Genomic DNA, 15,757 nt, shown 5'->3' with positions numbered 1-15,757 from the left:
CCGTCCGGGGCATCCACGAATCAGACACAAAAGGTCGTGGACAAGATCCAGCAGGCGGCACAGAAGGAGATCAAGGGGCAGGATGCCGTCATGGCCGTCAACGGCTTTGACATTCTCGCCGGCGGGGCAAACTCCAACGGTGCAGTTGTCATTGTCGGTATGAAGGATTGGTCACAGCGTTCCGGTCTGGCTGAGTCCGTCGCCGCCGCGGTCGGAACGATGTTCCGCGTGGGAGCGATGGAGGCACCGGAGGCGACTGTCGTCGCCATCAACCCGCCGGCACTGCCGGGTCTCGGCAACGTTGGCGGCTGGTCGCTTCAGCTGCAGGATATGAGCGGTCACTCGGATACCGAGCTGAACGACATTGTGAATGCTGTTCTCGCTGAGGCGCGGACGCGTCCTGAGCTGCAGGGTGTTCGTACCACGTTCAAGATCAATGCGCCGAGTTATCAGTACGAGATTGACCGCGAGAAAGTTAAAAATCTCGGTGTGCAGCTTTCGGACGTGTTTACGGCACTGCAGACCAACTTCGGCGGCTATGAGGTCAATGACTTCAATCAGTTCGGCCGCACCTACAAGGTTGTGCTCCAGTCTGCGACGCCGTATCGTACAGAGGCGGAGGCCGCGAAGTTCATCTTTGTCCGCAATTCGGCGGGGGAGATGGTACCGCTCGATACCCTCCTGAAGCCGAAACTCACAACTGGTCCGACACAGATCAGCCGCTTTAACGGCGCACGTTCGATCAACATACAGGGGAATGCGGCATCGGGATACAGTTCGGGCCAGGCGATGAACGCCATCACCGAGGTGGTGCAGCATCACATCAACTCCGGCTTCTCGATCGCATGGTCTGGGCAGAGCCGCGAGGAACAGAAGTCGGCGAACTCGACGATGCAGATTCTCGCGCTCGCACTGCTCTTTGTCTTCCTCTGTCTGGCAGCTCTCTATGAGAGCTGGAGCGTGCCGTTTGCCGTGCTCTTCACCGTGCCGACGGGCATCTTCGGTGCTCTCTTTGCCGAGTACATTCTTGCCGCGATCTTCGGGGCGATCGGCATTCCTGCACCGGGCTATCAGAACAGCGTCTACATGCAGATCGGTGTTATCATGGTCATCGGTCTTGCCGCGAAGAACGCCATCCTGATCGTCGAGTTCGCAAAGGTGCGAGTGGATCGCGGTATGGATCCGCTGAAGGCGGCCATCCAGGCGGCAGGACTGCGTCTGCGCCCGATCCTCATGACCTCGTTCGCGTTCATCATCGGCTGTCTGCCGCTCTGTATGGCGTCCGGTGCGGGCGCGGCGGCGCGCAACGGCATGGGCGTTGCCGTCGTCGGAGGAATGCTCTGTGCGACGGTGCTCGGCGTGTTCCTCATCCCTGTGTTCTACGTCATAGTCGACCGTATCTCGCGGATGCTCGGCATCAGCAAGAAAAATAAGACACGCACGGCGGACGATTATATGTAATCGCTGTGTGGTATGCAAAAAAGCTTCTGCACGAAGTTTTCACGCTTCGTGCAGAAGCTTTTTGCTGTCTTTATGCGGTAAATACAAACTGGACGAGGAACATATAGACCGCCGTTCCACCGCCGATGGGGAGAAGCATCTGACGGAATTTCAAATGCAGGAGTGCTGTGACGGCAATGGCAATCCCCTCAGGCATGCCGTGCGTTCCGCTGAGGAGAGATACATCCTTCAGGCAGTAAACGACGAGCATCCCGAAGACGGCGGCGGGGAGTACATTGCCGAGGTAGCGAACGAGCGGCGGCGTCGGTTTTTTCTCCGAGAGGAGGAGAAAGGGCAGTGCGCGCGTGAGCACGCTCGCGAGTGCACAGAGCCCGATTGTGATGCACTGCTCGGTAAAACTCATGCCGCTTCTCTCCTCTCGATGATGGGGCGCAGGATGAGGCAGCCGAGGAGAATCATGCCCATGGTCGGCAGCATGAACGCATCCCGGCCGAACATTATGAGCGCGAGTGCAGCAGCGCCGATGCCGAGGATGCCCGTCAAATGCTGCGGGTCGTTCTTCCACTGCTCAATGAAAATCACGACAAAGAGTGCGGTCATGGCAAACTCAATGCCGGATGTGTTGATGGGAAGTGCGCTCCCGATCAGCCCGCCGAGCGTGGCCCCTGCGACCCAGTAGAGCTGGTTCAGAAGGGTGACAAAGAACATGAACCAGCCTGCGTCGATGTGCGGCGGGATCTTTGCCGTGTAGTTGATGGAGAATGACTCGTCACACATTCCGTAGATCAGGTATGGCTTTTTCCATCCCGTTCCACGGTATTTCTCAAACATGGAGATGCCGTAGAAGATATGCCGTCCCTGCACCATGAGGGCGAGCAGAAACGTTTCGAGCGGGGCAAAGGGAGCGAGGAGGAGTGCCGTGGCAATGAACTCAAGCGAACCGCCGAAGATGATGGCGCTCATCGCCATTGGGTAGAGAAATGAAAAGCCTGAGACGTTGGTATAGATGCCGTAGGCGAGTCCGAGGAAGAGAAAGCCTGCGAGGATGGGGACGGTGTAGGGAAAGGCGGCGCGCAGGGCAGCGAGCGGAACACTGGCCGACGCTTTCATGGCAGCCTCCAGTCGCAGTCTTCTGCGTGTGCGGCAAGCACGCCGATTGCCTGCAGTGTCGAGTAGATCGATGTCGAGCCAATGAATTTCATCCCGCACCGCTTCAAATCCTTTGTGATGCGGTCGGAGAGGGGGGATGTGGTGCGGAGCTCCCAGCTCTCACGGATGGACTTCCCCTCGGTGAAGCCCCAGATATAGGCATCGAATGAGCCGTATTCACGAACGATGTCGAGAAAGACGCGGCTGTTCGTGATGCTCGCCTCGATCTTGCGGCGGTTGCGGACGATGCCCGCATCCTGCATGAGCGTATCTATCTTTGCTGCGTCGAATGCGGCGACGCGCTCCGGGTGAAATCCCTCGTAGGCACGGCGGAAATTCTCGCGCTTGTGCAGGATCGTCGCCCACGAGAGTCCCGCCTGAAATGTCTCCAAGAGGAAGAGCTCATAGAGTGCGTGATCGTCGTGGAGCGGGATGCCCCACTCCTCATCATGGTACTTTATATAGATGGGATCATTTTGGTTGACCCACCCGCATCGTCTGCATTTCTTTCCCATATACCCTCCCAATGGGAAGAGCCGCCATCCATGGGCCTTCGGCTCTGTTGCTGTTCTGTTTCATCGGCAAAAAGTCATGCCGAGGTATGCTGTATTCTAGTTGTCTTTTGTGGTGTTGTCAAGTCTTGGACTCCCCTCATAGCGTGCAGCATTATGCTCTTCTACATGTGCAGCAGCTGCATGAAGTCCAGTAAGTGCTGCAAAGGGAGCAAACTGCCCGGCACGGTCATGACGTGACATTGGTGGATGTTTTTTTGATATAGGACGCGTACGGTGTAAAATGTCGTCGTAGATATGAGCACTTTTCTGCATATGATTCTCCTATGCTTTATGTCCGCCGATCTGCTTGTTGCGCTGTTGTGCTGTTGCACCACTGATGAAGTTCGCACCGCGCAGGATGGCATTTTTCCCATGTGTTTTTTTGATGAAAAGCAGCGCTTCCTGCAGAGATTTTTCTTTTTCTGCAGAAATTGTCCTCTGCTGAAGTGTCACGTATTTCTCTGTGTCTGAGGATGAGAAGAGAGATATCTGCTTAGCCGCGGCAACGTGCTGTTCGTTCGTGATAAGATGATGTGCAGAAAGAGTGATGCGCCGGATAAGGAGGTGCGGATCGACAATTTTATCAAATAAGTCAAGCAGTTCGCTCATTAAGATACAGGATGATGCGCCGCGTTCAATGCCCACATATCCATGTGTCGGCCATGGTACATTACGTCCGTAATGATCTGTATGAATACGCCCTTTGTATTGGTCACGAATCTCAGGGCGGATCAGGCATTCGACGTCATAGCCAATGGTCAGCTCGATGCGATCAGTGGTGATACATCGATCGACAAGCAGAAGGGAAAGTGCATCTGCCATCTCCCAGACGGTAAGCCGTGCTTTTTCGGCGGGATATGGGCTCTGTAGAACTTGTCCCATATATTTGCTGCGCATCTTTGGGCGATAACTTTTGATGTCCTCCATGTGCGTCGGTTCGATCCCCCATGCATGGTCGATAAGTAGTTCAGCCTGTACTCCAAAAAGGCGATAGAGCAGGTCTTCGTTCCAATGGTCATGTGTCGTACCGAGGGAGCAGCGCGCGATATCGCCCATCGTGAAGAGGCCGTTTGCTTCGAGTTTTGCAGCGTAACCTTTGCCAATCCGCCAGAAGTCTGTCAGCGGACGATGTGTCCATAGGGTGCGGCGATAGATCATTTCATCGAGTTGTGCAATACGTACGCCGTCTGCATCCGGCGTCATACGTTTGGCGACGATATCCATGGCGATCTTTGCAAGGTAGAGATTCGTCCCAATTCCTGCCGTCGCTGTGATGCCTGTCTCCCGCAGGATATCACGAATGAGAAGCATAGCAAAATCATGTGCCGAGATATGTTGTGTGTCCAGGTAGCTCGTCACATCAATAAATACTTCGTCAATAGAATAGATATGTATATCTGCCGGTGCAATGCGGCGCAGGTAGATTTCATAGATACGTGCGCTGTACTCCATGTAGAGCGCCATGCGCGGCGGAGCAATATGATAGGCAATGCCAAGGGCGGGGTTATTGAAAAGTGCCTCTGCATCTGTTGTCTTTCCAGTGAGCGTATGATTTGGGGCACAGTATTTGCGTCGTGCATTTGCCTGTGTAACGGCATGAATCACTTCGAAGAGACGCGGACGAGCGCCAATCCCGTGTGCCTTAAGAGCCGGAGAGACGGCGAGGCATATAGTCTTGCTGGTGCGGCTCTCATCTGCAACAACAAGATAAGCCGTAAGGGGATTCAGGCCACGCTCGATACACTCGATAGAAGCGTAGAATGATTTCAGATCTATGGCAATATAAGTACGATCATTCAACCGTATCCCTCCTTTAGGATATTATAGCACATATGTTTCTCAAGTGTAAACCATTTCTCATTCGTAATGAGAGAAAAGGAAAAATGAGCAATGTGTCGAATCATCTTTTTATAAGACAGTGTGCAAAGGAGCAGAAACAATGAAGATAATGGTTACCGGCGGCGCAGGTTTTATTGGCGCAAACTTTATCTACTATGAGCTGCGCGAGCATCCGGAGGATCGAATTATCTGCTATGATGCGCTGACCTATGCGGGGAATATTGCGACGCTTAATTCCGCACGGGAGTATTCTCAGTTCTCCTTTGTGCGTGATGATATCGCAGATCGCACTGCTGTTTATTCCTTTTTTGAACAGGAGCATCCGGATGTTGTCGTCAATTTTGCAGCAGAGTCACATGTGGATCGCTCTATCGAGACACCGGAGATCTTCCTTCAAACGAACATTATTGGGACGAGTATATTGCTTGATGCATGCCGCAAATATGGAATTAAACGCTATCATCAGGTATCGACGGATGAGGTTTATGGTGACCTACCACTGGATCGTCCGGATCTTCTCTTTACAGAGGAGACGCCGCTGCATACCTCTAGTCCGTATTCTTCCTCCAAGGCATCTGCCGATCTCCTTGTGCAGGCATATGCACGTACCTATGGAGTGCCTGTGACCATCTCGCGCTGCTCCAATAACTATGGCGCGTTTCAGTTCCCCGAAAAGCTCATTCCATTGATGGTGATCCGCGCGATGAGGGGAGAGAAGCTGCCAGTCTATGGTGATGGGAAAAACGTTCGCGATTGGCTGCATGTGGACGATCACTGTGCGGCAATCGATGTCATCCTCCGTTGTGGGGCAGATGGTGAAATATATAACGTCGGTGGGCATAACGAGCGGTCGAATATTGACGTTGTACGAACTATCCTTGCCTCGCTTGGCAAGGGAGAGGAACAAATCTCCTATATCGCCGATCGTAAGGGACATGATCGCCGTTATGCCATCGATCCGACGAAGATCGGGCGTGAACTGGGCTGGCATCCGGCAACGATATTCGATGAGGGGATTCAGCACACCATTACATGGTATCGTGAGCATGAATCATGGTGGGCTGATATTTTGAGCGGTGTGTACGAGAAGCGGAATGCGATGGAGTGAATTCTTCCACAAACGATCTCGCCGAACTGGAAGTGGAAATTCTGTCTTGACAACGTGTCCGCTTTTCGTTATACTTGCCATTGTCAGCGCGAAGAGCACGGGGGCATAGCTCAGCTGGGAGAGCGCTTGCATGGCATGCAAGAGGTCAGGGGTTCGATCCCCCTTGTCTCCACCATTTTGATCTACTGCGGATGTAAGAGAGGATCTTGCATCCTTTTTTGTGCAATAAAAAACGCATCGATAAGCGATGCGTATGCCTCTGATGGTGCGCCTGGGGGGATTCGAACCCTCGACCCACGGCTTAGAAGGCCGTTGCTCTATCCAACTGAGCTACAGGTGCAATGGTCGGGATGACAGGATTTGAACCTGCGACATCTTGCTCCCAAAGCAAGCGCGCTACCAAACTGCGCTACATCCCGATATCGCACTATTATAATGAGCAATCAGGAAAAAGTCAAGAAATCGCTGATAAAATGAAGTCTGCGGCAGCTTGCTGTAGATTTTAGATACACTGACACATACATAATAAGGTCTATGTGGAGAATTCTAGGGCATAGACAGAGCGAAAAAGATGTGCCAAGATAGCGCAGCTGAATTTATCAGCATTTCCTCAATATTGCTGGGCGGCAGCGGCAAAATATCTACCGAGCGGCATGGTGTGTGGCCTCTGCGCATGAAAATGCTCGAGGATCCAATCTGTACGCGGAGATTCTATATGAGCGGCGGGATTCCCGAGCGGGTCAAAGATCTCAAAGGGAACAGCTCCGTCAAGGCGAAACTCATGGATCGATTTTTTCGTATAGCGCAGCTTTGACTTTTCATTCTCTGCAGCATAGTTAATTGCAGGCAGCGGCAGATGGATCAAAGAGCGTGCGGTAACCTCATAGAGCCCTGACTTTTTGTTTTCCAGCAGAAGGTTCAAATCGCCAAGGTCACTGTAGTACATGAGATATTCGGCAACATATTTCGGATAGCCATCGACTGGGATTCCGTTGAGGGATTTGATGACATCGCCCGGCGTAACTGCCGCGAGTTCTGGATGCCGCTTCGTATCAACGGTGTCAATGATCCATTTTTGCTTCTCGGCGTGACCTTTTAGTGTAAATCCGTAATATTTTGTTGGATAGAGATCTGCATAGACTGTCTGTGTGATATATCCAATTGTGTCGAGCGGATGAATGCTGCTCGACAGGGGCTCCCAATAGTCCCAATTCACCCATGTTCCTGCAGGTTCTTCACGGAATGTCACATAATGCACCTCTGCCATGGACCATGATGGATGCAGGGCAAATGAGGGGAGATTTCCCACATCGGAGAAGACGTATTTATTTGACGTTTTGGCTCGTCCGCTGTCATAGTGCGCGTTGGAACGATAGGCGATGGCATCGCGCAGCTCTTTTGCCGGCATCCCTGGATAGAAGATGCTGTACTTTGGTCCGTATGCATTACATTCCTCGATGGAAAGCGCGAGCCAGCGCGGAATACGTTTTACGAGAGGAGAGATCTCGTCACGGCTTGCCTTGCCGTTGGGGGAATAATAGAAGTAAGCGTTTACCTTCCCTTTCTTTGCTGATTCCTCGAGCGCAATCCAACGGGAGAGATCGCCGGCGCGATACCAATAATCGGTATAGTCCTTGGATGGGATGGTTTTGATCTCCGCTGCAGGGACCGGAGTCAGTTCAAATGCGGTGTCCTCTTTCGTTCCGATGGTGAGGCGCGGGATGGTTCCATCGCTGCCGTATTCACCCTGCACGTGGAAAAGATACTCGATTTTGCCATTCTTATGGATTTCATGCAGTTCATAAGCACTGTATAAATAGGGGATGGAACGCAGGAATTTCGTTTGGACATCGCCTTGTTTTACAACACCCCATGTCTCCATAGTTGGGGGACGTTGGACTTCAATGCGGCGTGTCTGGGGTTCTTTCCAGTCCACATGATAGGGATCAGGCTGCGAATCCTCCGCATATGCCGTTGCTGAAACTGTAACGGAAAAGAGGAGAACGGCGGCAGTGAGACGGAAAAAGAGAGGCACCATGTCAACCCAACCTTTCCTTTACTTCACAATATGCTTTCCGCCGAGGAATCGCGGCTGCCAATAGTCGTTGGAGAGTGCGTCAATGCGCACTCCCTTGCTCGTAGAGGCGTGAATAAACTCGCCCTTGCCAAGGTAGATGCCGCAGTGAGATGCGCCCTTTTCATAGGTCTCAAAAAAGACGAGATCACCAGGGACGAGTTCCTTCGTGCTCTTGGTGCGCAGGCCAAGCTTGTACTGCTCATCGGCAGTGCGCGGAATGGTGATGCCCTGTTTTTGAAAGACGTATTGGAGGTAGCCTGAGCAGTCAAATCCTTTTGGTGTCGTTCCGCCGAAGGTATAGGGGGTACCCATATACGCCTTTGCCGTCTTGATGAGAGCGGGGACTTTGCCTGACGGCAGGATCTGTGTTCCATTTGGTGCGAGTGGAATTTTTTTCGGCGCGGGACGCGGCACGTCAATGCCCCAAGGCCGCTTGGCAGGAGCGTTGCGCAAGGCGCGCCATGTTGCATTGTTGACGACACCCGTAATCTTTATTTTGTTGTCACGCTGAAACATGGCGACAGCATGTCCTGTCTCTTTGTTAAAGATGCCGTCGATGTTTTTGACTGGGTAACCGGCATTTTGCAGAGCACGCTGCAGAACGAGTACGTCGTGCCCGTGCGAACCCTCGCACAGGGTGGGGGAGGCATATGCCGTTCCTCCAACGAGGAGCAAGGCAATGCCTGTACAGATGACAAAGCGGTGCAGGGGATTCATCGCGATCTTCCTTTCCATATTATGCGTGCTGTACGTGCTCAATTCCTTGACCGAGTAGTTTCATCACATGGTCGTCGTCGATCGAGTAGAGGACTTCCTTGCCGTCGCGCCGGAACTTGACAAGCCGTGCTGCGCGCAGTACACGCAGTTGATGAGATATTGCCGACTGCCCCATTACCAGACTGTCGGCGATGTCGCAGACGCGCATTTCCTCCGTTTTTGTAAGCAGGGAGAGAATTTTGATGCGGGTTGGGTCGCCCAGTGTTTTGAAGAGATCGGCGAGACTTTGTGCTGTATCTGGATCGATCGATTTTACAGGGACAGAGGTCATGCGTTTTAATATCCTTTCATGACGGGTCAGTAGATTTTATTGATCTCAAAGCCGTTTTCTTCCAACGCATGGACAATGCGGTCAACATGATCCTGTCCGTGTGCTTCGACGGTGACGGTAAGCTGCACCTTTTGGAAACTGTCGGTCACCATGGTCTGATCGTGGTCGAGGCGGATGACGTTGGCATCCTGTTCAGTGAGAATCTGAGCGACATTGAGCAGCTGTCCCGGTTTATCAGGAAGCTGTACGGCGAAGCGGAATACGCGTCCGCGTGAGATGAGTGCTTTGGAGATCAGCGCAGAGATGGTGGATATGTCGATATTGCCGCCGCTGATGAGCACGGCGATTTTTTTATCCTTCGTGTGGAGTTTCTGCAGGGCAGCAAGGGAGAGTACTCCTGCCCCCTCGGCGATCAGTTTGTGTTTTTCGATGAGGGAGAGGAGGGCGCTCATGATCTCCATCTCGGAGACGGTGATGATCTCGTCGAGATAACGGCGGCAGAACTCCCGCGTAAGTGTTCCCGCCGTACGCACAGCACACCCGTCGGCGACGGTGTCGGCAGAGGGGAGCGTGATCGCGTGGCCGCAAGAAAGAGCCGCTTTCATACAGGCGGCGTTTTCCGGCTCAACACCGATGACTTTTACCTGTGGGTTGACCGTCTTTACGCCGAGTGCAATACCGGAGGCAAGCCCGCCGCCGCCGATGGGGACGAGGATGGCATCCACGTCCTTGAGCGCATCGATTACCTCGAGAGCGATCGTGCCCTGCCCGACGATGACGTTGCGGTCGTTGAACGGGTGGATGTAGACATAGCCGTGCTCTTTCTGCAGTTCGAGGCTGTGAGCATAGGCGTCGTCGAACCCGTTGCCGTGGAGTACGACGGTCGCGCCGAAGGCCCTCGTCGCCTCCACCTTTAGGATCGGTGTCGTTGCCGGCATGCAGATGACAGCCTTTACGCCAAGTTTCTGAGCTGAGTAGGCGACGCCCTGCGCGTGGTTTCCGGCCGATGCAGTGATGACGCCGCGTGCACGCTCCTCCTCGGTGAGCATGCTGATGCGGTTATATGCACCGCGCAGCTTAAATGCTCCTGTTGTCTGGAGGTTTTCGAGCTTTAGATAGGTTGCATTGCCGGAGAGGTCGGAGAAGTAGTCGCTGTATACCAACGGTGACTTACGGACGATTCCTTCGAGTCGCTTGGCAGCAGCATAAATATCGGAAATTCCTGTAGATTTTACAATTTCCTCATCGGTCAGGACTTTTTGCTCTTCTCCCATCATTTTACCTCCATAATTATTATAGAAGCTAGTCTATCATGTTCAATGGTGTGCGTCAAATTCTTTCTTTTCGTATGCATAAAAGTTGTCGGAATAAAGAAGGAGTTCGACAGAATTTCGCGAATAAACTTAAAGAGAGCATAAGTACAGTATGCTTGTACTTGCTTTCCATACTGAACAGAACGGAGGTGCGTCATGGCATATTCCCGGAATTGGCGTATTCTGGTTCCCGTAGATGGAACAAAGGAGGCACTGAGTGCTGTTCATTTGGCAGGAGAACTTGCGCTTGTGATGGAGTCCCCCCTTGATCTTCTCTATGTATCTCCATTTGACGAGAGTACGGATGAGGGAGATGTACCATGGCTTCCTGCAAGTATTGTGCGTCCAGCTGCAGAGGAGGCACAGGAGATCTTTGCCGTGGCGGAGCCACTGCTTCCTGCACATGTCGCTCATGTGTGTCACCATCGTACTGGTATGCCGACCGATGAGATTCTGCATTTTATCGATGAGATGGGTATTAGATTGGTCGTTATTGGTGGGCGCAAGCATTCGCGCGTGACGGGGCTTCTTCTCGGTAGTGTTACACAGGCTGTCTTGGAATATGCGCATTCCAACGTCCTTGTGGCTGGGAGTGCATGAGGTTGGGTATGAGAGAAGTGAGGAGGTACTTCCATGATTAAGAATATTTTGGTGCCGGTGGATGGATCTGAGGGTGCAGACCGTGCGATTGAAAAGGCGGCAACGCTTGCCAAAATCTGCGGGGCAAAGTTGAATTTCCTATACGTGGCAAACATCAATCAGCTTGCCATCAATGCTGTCCTGTCGGATGCGATTCTTGACTCAGTGACGAAGGCAGGCAATGTCATCTTGGACCGCGCTATGGAGATGGTACCGGAGGGGGTTGAGAAAGAGTCATTCTCAGATACGGGCTCACCTGCGGTCGTTGTGCTCGATTTTGCAGAGACGAATGATATCGATCTCATCGTCATGGGCAGCCGCGGCCTTGGGGTCGTCAAGGGAGTTCTGCTGGGCAGCGTCAGCCAGTATGTAGTCGAGCAGTCCAAGTGTCCTGTTCTCGTGGTAAAGTAATGCCCGTTGGTTGATTCTTTTAAGCTGCCGCACAGATGCGGCAGCTTTTTCGATGCAGGCTGGGGAGGAAATGATGGAGGATCAGCGCTTTGCGCGGACGGAGATGTTGCTCGGCGATGCGGGACTCACGCGCCTTGCGGCGAGCTCGGTGGCGGTGTTTGGCGTTGGCGGGGTCGGCTCATTTACGGCAGAAGCGCTGGCGCGTGCTGGTGTGGGCAGGCTGACGCTCATCGACCACGATACGATCGACGTGACGAATATCAACCGCCAGATTCATGCACTCACCGAGACGGTGGGAAAAGCCAAGACCACGGTCATGGCAGAGCGCATCCGGGCGATCAATCCCCATTGTCAGGTACGCGAAATCCGTGCGTTTTATCTGCCCGAGGAGGCGGATTCCTTTTTTGAGACGCATTATGACTATGCCGTGGATGCAGTGGATACGGTGACGGCGAAGGTGGATCTTGCCGTGCAGTGTCAGGCACGGAATATACCGCTCATTGCGAGTATGGGGGCAGCCAACAAGCTCGACCCGACGCTCTTTGCGGTGATGGACATCTATCGCACCAAGGGTGATCCATTGGCGCGCATTCTGCGAAAAAAGCTGAAGGACCGCGGCGTGCGGCGTCTCACGGTTGTCTGCTCGCGCGAGCGTCCGAAGCGTCCCGCTGCGGGCATCTGTGCGCCGGCACCGGGACGGCATCTGGCACCAGGCAGTGTGTCCTTTGTGCCGCCTGTGGCGGGGATGATTATGGCGGGGGTTGTCGTACGTGCGTTGACGGGTGCAGCGGTGGAGGTATCGTCATGAGAGTTACAGTTCTCGGATGTGGGCGTTGGGGCTCATTTCACGCGTGGTATGCCCACCGTATTGGTCATGCAGTGACGCTGTGGGGGCGCAGAGGATCAGAGCATCTCGCAGCATTGGAGAAGACACGGACGAATGAGTTCCTGCCCATCCCGCCTGAAGTTCATCTGACGGATGATCTTGCGGCGGCCCTGCAGACGGCAGAGATCGTCATCATCTCCATTCATGCACAGGCACTGCGTGCCTTCCTGCGTGATGTATATGCACGCGGTCTGGCGGAAGAGCTCTGCACCAAGCAAATGATTCTCTGCATGAAAGGCCTTGAGATTGGCACGGGAAAGCGTCTGACCACCGTAGTCAAGGAAGAACTCGGCGCAGCCATACAGCCTGTCGTCTGGGTTGGGCCCGGGCATGTGCAGGACTTTGTGCGCGGCATTCCGAACTGCATGGTGCTCGCGGGGGAGGAACGGGCGGTGCTGCACGATCTGGTGGAGGTGCTCGGCAGTCCGCTCATCCGCTTCTATTATGGGGAGGATCTCCTCGGCACAGAGGTCGGCGCGGCAGCGAAGAATGTGATAGGACTCGCGGCGGGAATGCTCGACGGCTTTTCCTACGCCAGCCTGAAGGGGGCACTCATGGCCCGCGGTGCCCGTGAGCTTTCACGTTTGGTGCATGCGATGGGGGGTGACGGAGACACCATCTATGGACTGTCGCATCTTGGTGACTATGAGGCCACGCTCTTTTCTCCGCACAGCAACAACCGCCGTTATGGGGAGGCCGTCGTGCGCGGTACGGCAGGCGACTTTCATAAGATCGCCGAGGGCGTCTACACCGTTGAGGCATTGATGGCTCTTGCCGCGGAGTATCATGTTGAACTGCCCATCTGCACGACGGTGTATGAGATCGTCGCGCATGAGTGCGATCCGCGTGAGCAGCTGATGCAGCTGTTTCTGCGGCGCAACAAGAGCGAGAAGGAGTAGGGAATGGACGGGCAAAAGCACATCGACGTCGTCGCAGGCGCGATCCTGCGCAGCGGGAAGGTTTTCGGCGCATGCCGCTCCTACGGAGCGTACGCAGGGATATGGGAATTCGCGGGTGGAAAGGTCGAGCCAGGGGAGACGGATGCGGCGGCGCTTATGCGTGAGATGCAGGAGGAGCTCGGCGTTGTGGTTGCTGTGGAGGAACTGCTCGGCACGGTTGACCACGACTATCCGGAGTATCACATGAACATGCGCCTCTATCTCTGCCGGCTTGTGGAGGGAGAGCCGCAGCTGCGTGTCCACTCCGAGGGGCGGTGGCTCGGGCGCGCCGATCTCTACAGTGTCCCGTGGTTTGCGGCAGACATGGATCTCATTCGGAGAATTGAGCCGCGTCTGCGCTGATGTTTGACAAGAGGACGTGCGAAATGCTATAATACGTTTCGTATTTCCCCAAGCCGAAGTGGCGGAATTGGCAGACGCAGCAGACTCAAAATCTGCCGCTGTGTGAGCAGCGTGCCGGTTCGACCCCGGCCTTCGGCACCATTTGAAGATCAGTCGTTATGGCTTTCGAAAACTCCCTAAGAGAATGTGAAACTCTTAGGGAGTTTTTATCCATACGCATGTGTTTCTCATACTGATTTATTGGTTGACACAGCGCGTGGAAGCGCGTATATTTAACAGAAAAATTTAGAGAAGCACTGATAAATGGGTGAAGTTTCTCGGTACTTCCTTCGAAAAGTGGAAAGGATGGGTTCCCTTGGCGCATTATTACACTGAACCGTCGCATACGTTCGGAGAGTATCTGCTCATACCTGGCTACTCCTCGGCGGAATGCTTCCCAGCGAATGTTTCCCTGCGTACGCCGCTCGTCAAGTTTCGCCGTGATGAAAAGCCGGCGCTTACGATGAATATCCCGCTGACTTCGGCGATCATGCAGGCGGTCTCCAACGATACCATGGCGATTGCCCTCGCCAAGCAGGGCGGCATATCGTTCATCTATGGCTCGCAGTCCATCGAGGCAGAGGCGGCTATGGTCGCGCGAGTAAAGAACTATAAATCGGGCTTTGTCAGTAGTGATTCGAACATCAGTCCTGACACAACACTTGGCGGGGTGCTTGATCTTCTCGCCAAGACGGGACACTCGACCATGGCAGTCACGGAGGACGGTTCCGCGAACGGCAAACTCGTCGGCATTGTGACGAGCCGTGACTATCGTGTTTCCCGTATGTCGCTCGATACGAAGGTGCATACGTTCATGACGCCGTTCGAGAAGCTCGTCTGGGCGGATGCGGATGCGACCTCGCTGACGCTCGCCAACGATCTCATCTGGGAGCACAAGCTCAACATGCTGCCGCTCATTGACAAGAATCAGCGTCTGCGCTACATGGTATTTCGCAAGGACTACACGGACAACAAGGAAAATGAATTGGAGCTGACCGACGACAACAAGAGCTACATCGTCGGTGCGGGTATCAATACGCGCGACTATACAGAGCGCGTTCCTGCGCTCATCGACGCGGGAGTCGATGTCCTCTGCATCGACTCCTCGGAGGGGTTCTCTGAGTGGCAGCGCATGACGATCCAACACATCCGTGAGGAGTTCGGTGATACGGTCAAGGTAGGTGCAGGCAACGTTGTGGACGGTGAGGGCTTCCGTTTCCTCGCGAATGCGGGGGCGGACTTCATCAAGGTCGGCATTGGCGGTGGCTCCATTTGCATTACGCGCGAGACGAAGGGCATCGGACGCGGACAGGCAACAGCACTCATCGATGTGTGTGCCGAGCGTGACAAATACTACAAGGAGACGGGCGTCTACATCCCCATCTGCTCTGACGGAGGTATCGTCTACGACTATCACATGACACTTGCACTTGCCATGGGCGCGGATTTCCTCATGCTTGGGCGTTACTTCTCGCGCTTCGATGAGAGCCCGACGGACCGTGTCATGGTGAACGGCACCTACTACAAGGAATATTGGGGCGAGGGCTCGAACCGCGCGCGCAACTGGCAGCGTTATGATCTCGGTGGGAGCAAGAAACTCTCCTTTGAGGAGGGCGTAGATTCTTATGTCCCATATGCGGGCCCACTGAAAGAAAACGTGCAGACGACGCTCTCCAAGATCCGCTCCACAATGTGCAACTGCGGTGCGCTCAGCCTGCCGGAGTTCCGCGACAAGGCAAAGCTCACCCTCGTTTCCTCGACCAGTATCGTCGAAGGCGGTGCACACGATGTAATCCTGCGCGACAAACTCGGACGAGATTGACAAAGATCGGAAAAGACGCACAGCGGGTGCGCCTTTTCTTTTTTCACATTTTGTGGTAATATCAACCATAGAATTTTGGGGAAGTACAAATGAAATGGCATTTGGCTGAT

The 15,757-nt window shown here is 53.9% G+C and carries 17 protein-coding genes and 4 tRNA genes; 10 read left to right on the top strand and 11 right to left on the bottom strand.

The window, feature by feature from the left end; translation table 11 throughout:
- The coding region (locus HMPREF0908_RS11135; RefSeq protein WP_006689537.1) for an efflux RND transporter permease subunit at positions 1 to 1,461 on the top strand (1,461 nt) is incomplete at its 5' end.
- 70 nt (positions 1,462 to 1,531) lie between these two features.
- On the opposite strand, the gene HMPREF0908_RS00970 is transcribed toward HMPREF0908_RS11135, so the two are convergent.
- From HMPREF0908_RS00970 to HMPREF0908_RS00955, 5 genes are all read right to left on the bottom strand, one after another.
- Entirely contained in the window at positions 1,532 to 1,864 is a 333-nt protein-coding gene (locus HMPREF0908_RS00970; protein ID WP_006689536.1) for a branched-chain amino acid transporter permease, read from the bottom strand.
- Positions 1,861 to 2,571, bottom strand: a complete 711-nt coding sequence (locus tag HMPREF0908_RS00965; protein WP_006689535.1) for an AzlC family ABC transporter permease — start codon at positions 2,569 to 2,571, stop codon at positions 1,861 to 1,863. Before HMPREF0908_RS00965 ends, HMPREF0908_RS00970 begins: the two co-directional genes overlap by 4 nt.
- Complete coding sequence (locus tag HMPREF0908_RS00960) at positions 2,568 to 3,125, bottom strand: DNA-3-methyladenine glycosylase I (RefSeq protein ID WP_006689534.1); 558 nt, start codon at positions 3,123 to 3,125, stop codon at positions 2,568 to 2,570. The genes HMPREF0908_RS00965 and HMPREF0908_RS00960 overlap by 4 nt, the downstream gene beginning before the upstream one ends.
- Positions 3,126 to 3,221: 96 nt before the next feature.
- Positions 3,222 to 3,437 (bottom strand): hypothetical protein, encoded by a 216-nt coding sequence (locus HMPREF0908_RS10460; protein WP_006689533.1) that lies wholly within the window; start codon positions 3,435 to 3,437, stop codon positions 3,222 to 3,224.
- 9 nt (positions 3,438 to 3,446) lie between these two features.
- Entirely contained in the window at positions 3,447 to 4,964 is a 1,518-nt protein-coding gene (locus tag HMPREF0908_RS00955) for a Y-family DNA polymerase (RefSeq protein ID WP_040572292.1), read from the bottom strand.
- Positions 4,965 to 5,103: 139 nt separating this feature from the next.
- Between HMPREF0908_RS00955 and rfbB the strand changes: the two genes are divergently transcribed.
- Both rfbB and HMPREF0908_RS00945 read left to right on the top strand, forming a co-directional pair.
- Positions 5,104 to 6,111, top strand: a complete 1,008-nt coding sequence (gene rfbB / locus HMPREF0908_RS00950) for a dTDP-glucose 4,6-dehydratase (protein ID WP_006689530.1) — start codon at positions 5,104 to 5,106, stop codon at positions 6,109 to 6,111.
- Between the two features lie 99 nt (positions 6,112 to 6,210).
- Positions 6,211 to 6,286, top strand: a tRNA-Ala gene (locus HMPREF0908_RS00945).
- A gap of 88 nt (positions 6,287 to 6,374) precedes the next feature.
- Here the strand turns inward: HMPREF0908_RS00945 and HMPREF0908_RS00940 are convergent.
- From HMPREF0908_RS00940 to ilvA, 6 genes are all read right to left on the bottom strand, one after another.
- Positions 6,375 to 6,451: transfer RNA gene (locus HMPREF0908_RS00940), tRNA-Arg, on the bottom strand.
- Positions 6,452 to 6,453: 2 nt separating this feature from the next.
- Positions 6,454 to 6,530 (bottom strand) — tRNA-Pro (locus HMPREF0908_RS00935).
- Between the two features lie 191 nt (positions 6,531 to 6,721).
- Entirely contained in the window at positions 6,722 to 8,149 is a 1,428-nt protein-coding gene (locus HMPREF0908_RS00930) for a PDZ domain-containing protein (protein WP_006689529.1), read from the bottom strand.
- An 18-nt stretch (positions 8,150 to 8,167) separates the two neighbouring features.
- The gene (locus HMPREF0908_RS00925) at positions 8,168 to 8,923 is read right to left on the bottom strand and encodes a C40 family peptidase (RefSeq protein WP_006689528.1); all 756 of its coding nucleotides are present in this window, start codon (positions 8,921 to 8,923) and stop codon (positions 8,168 to 8,170) included.
- Position 8,924: 1 nt separating this feature from the next.
- Positions 8,925 to 9,236: an ArsR/SmtB family transcription factor gene (locus HMPREF0908_RS00920; protein ID WP_006689527.1), complete on the bottom strand. Its 312-nt coding sequence runs from the start codon at positions 9,234 to 9,236 to the stop codon at positions 8,925 to 8,927.
- Positions 9,237 to 9,262: 26 nt separating this feature from the next.
- Positions 9,263 to 10,510 carry a threonine ammonia-lyase gene (gene ilvA, locus HMPREF0908_RS00915; RefSeq protein WP_040572290.1) on the bottom strand — a complete coding sequence of 416 codons (1,248 nt, stop codon included), beginning with the start codon at positions 10,508 to 10,510 and terminating at the stop codon, positions 9,263 to 9,265.
- Positions 10,511 to 10,705: 195 nt separating this feature from the next.
- On the opposite strand from ilvA, the gene HMPREF0908_RS00905 reads away from it, so the two are divergent.
- From HMPREF0908_RS00905 to HMPREF0908_RS00875, 7 genes are all read left to right on the top strand, one after another.
- A complete protein-coding gene (locus HMPREF0908_RS00905) occupies positions 10,706 to 11,149 on the top strand; it encodes a universal stress protein (protein WP_006689524.1) in 444 nt (147 codons plus the stop codon).
- Positions 11,150 to 11,182: 33 nt separating this feature from the next.
- On the top strand, positions 11,183 to 11,599 hold the full coding sequence (locus HMPREF0908_RS00900) for a universal stress protein (protein ID WP_006689523.1): 417 nt from the start codon (positions 11,183 to 11,185) through the stop codon (positions 11,597 to 11,599).
- Between the two features lie 73 nt (positions 11,600 to 11,672).
- A complete protein-coding gene (locus HMPREF0908_RS00895) occupies positions 11,673 to 12,407 on the top strand; it encodes a tRNA threonylcarbamoyladenosine dehydratase (protein ID WP_040572289.1) in 735 nt (244 codons plus the stop codon).
- Positions 12,404 to 13,384 (top strand): NAD(P)H-dependent glycerol-3-phosphate dehydrogenase, encoded by a 981-nt coding sequence (locus HMPREF0908_RS00890; protein WP_040572288.1) that lies wholly within the window; start codon positions 12,404 to 12,406, stop codon positions 13,382 to 13,384. The genes HMPREF0908_RS00895 and HMPREF0908_RS00890 overlap by 4 nt, the downstream gene beginning before the upstream one ends.
- Before the next feature lie 3 nt (positions 13,385 to 13,387).
- Positions 13,388 to 13,786: a (deoxy)nucleoside triphosphate pyrophosphohydrolase gene (locus tag HMPREF0908_RS00885; protein ID WP_006689520.1), complete on the top strand. Its 399-nt coding sequence runs from the start codon at positions 13,388 to 13,390 to the stop codon at positions 13,784 to 13,786.
- Positions 13,787 to 13,838: 52 nt separating this feature from the next.
- A tRNA-Leu gene (locus tag HMPREF0908_RS00880) sits at positions 13,839 to 13,927 on the top strand.
- A 214-nt stretch (positions 13,928 to 14,141) separates the two neighbouring features.
- On the top strand, positions 14,142 to 15,647 hold the full coding sequence (locus tag HMPREF0908_RS00875) for an IMP dehydrogenase (RefSeq protein ID WP_040572287.1): 1,506 nt from the start codon (positions 14,142 to 14,144) through the stop codon (positions 15,645 to 15,647).
- Positions 15,648 to 15,757: the final 110 nt, after the last annotated feature.

The organism is Centipeda flueggei ATCC 43531, assembly GCF_000160695.1.
GTDB lineage: Bacteria > Bacillota > Negativicutes > Selenomonadales > Selenomonadaceae > Centipeda > Centipeda flueggei.
The sequence above is the reverse complement of the archived record's forward strand: the minus strand, read 5'-3'. Positions and strand labels throughout refer to the sequence as shown.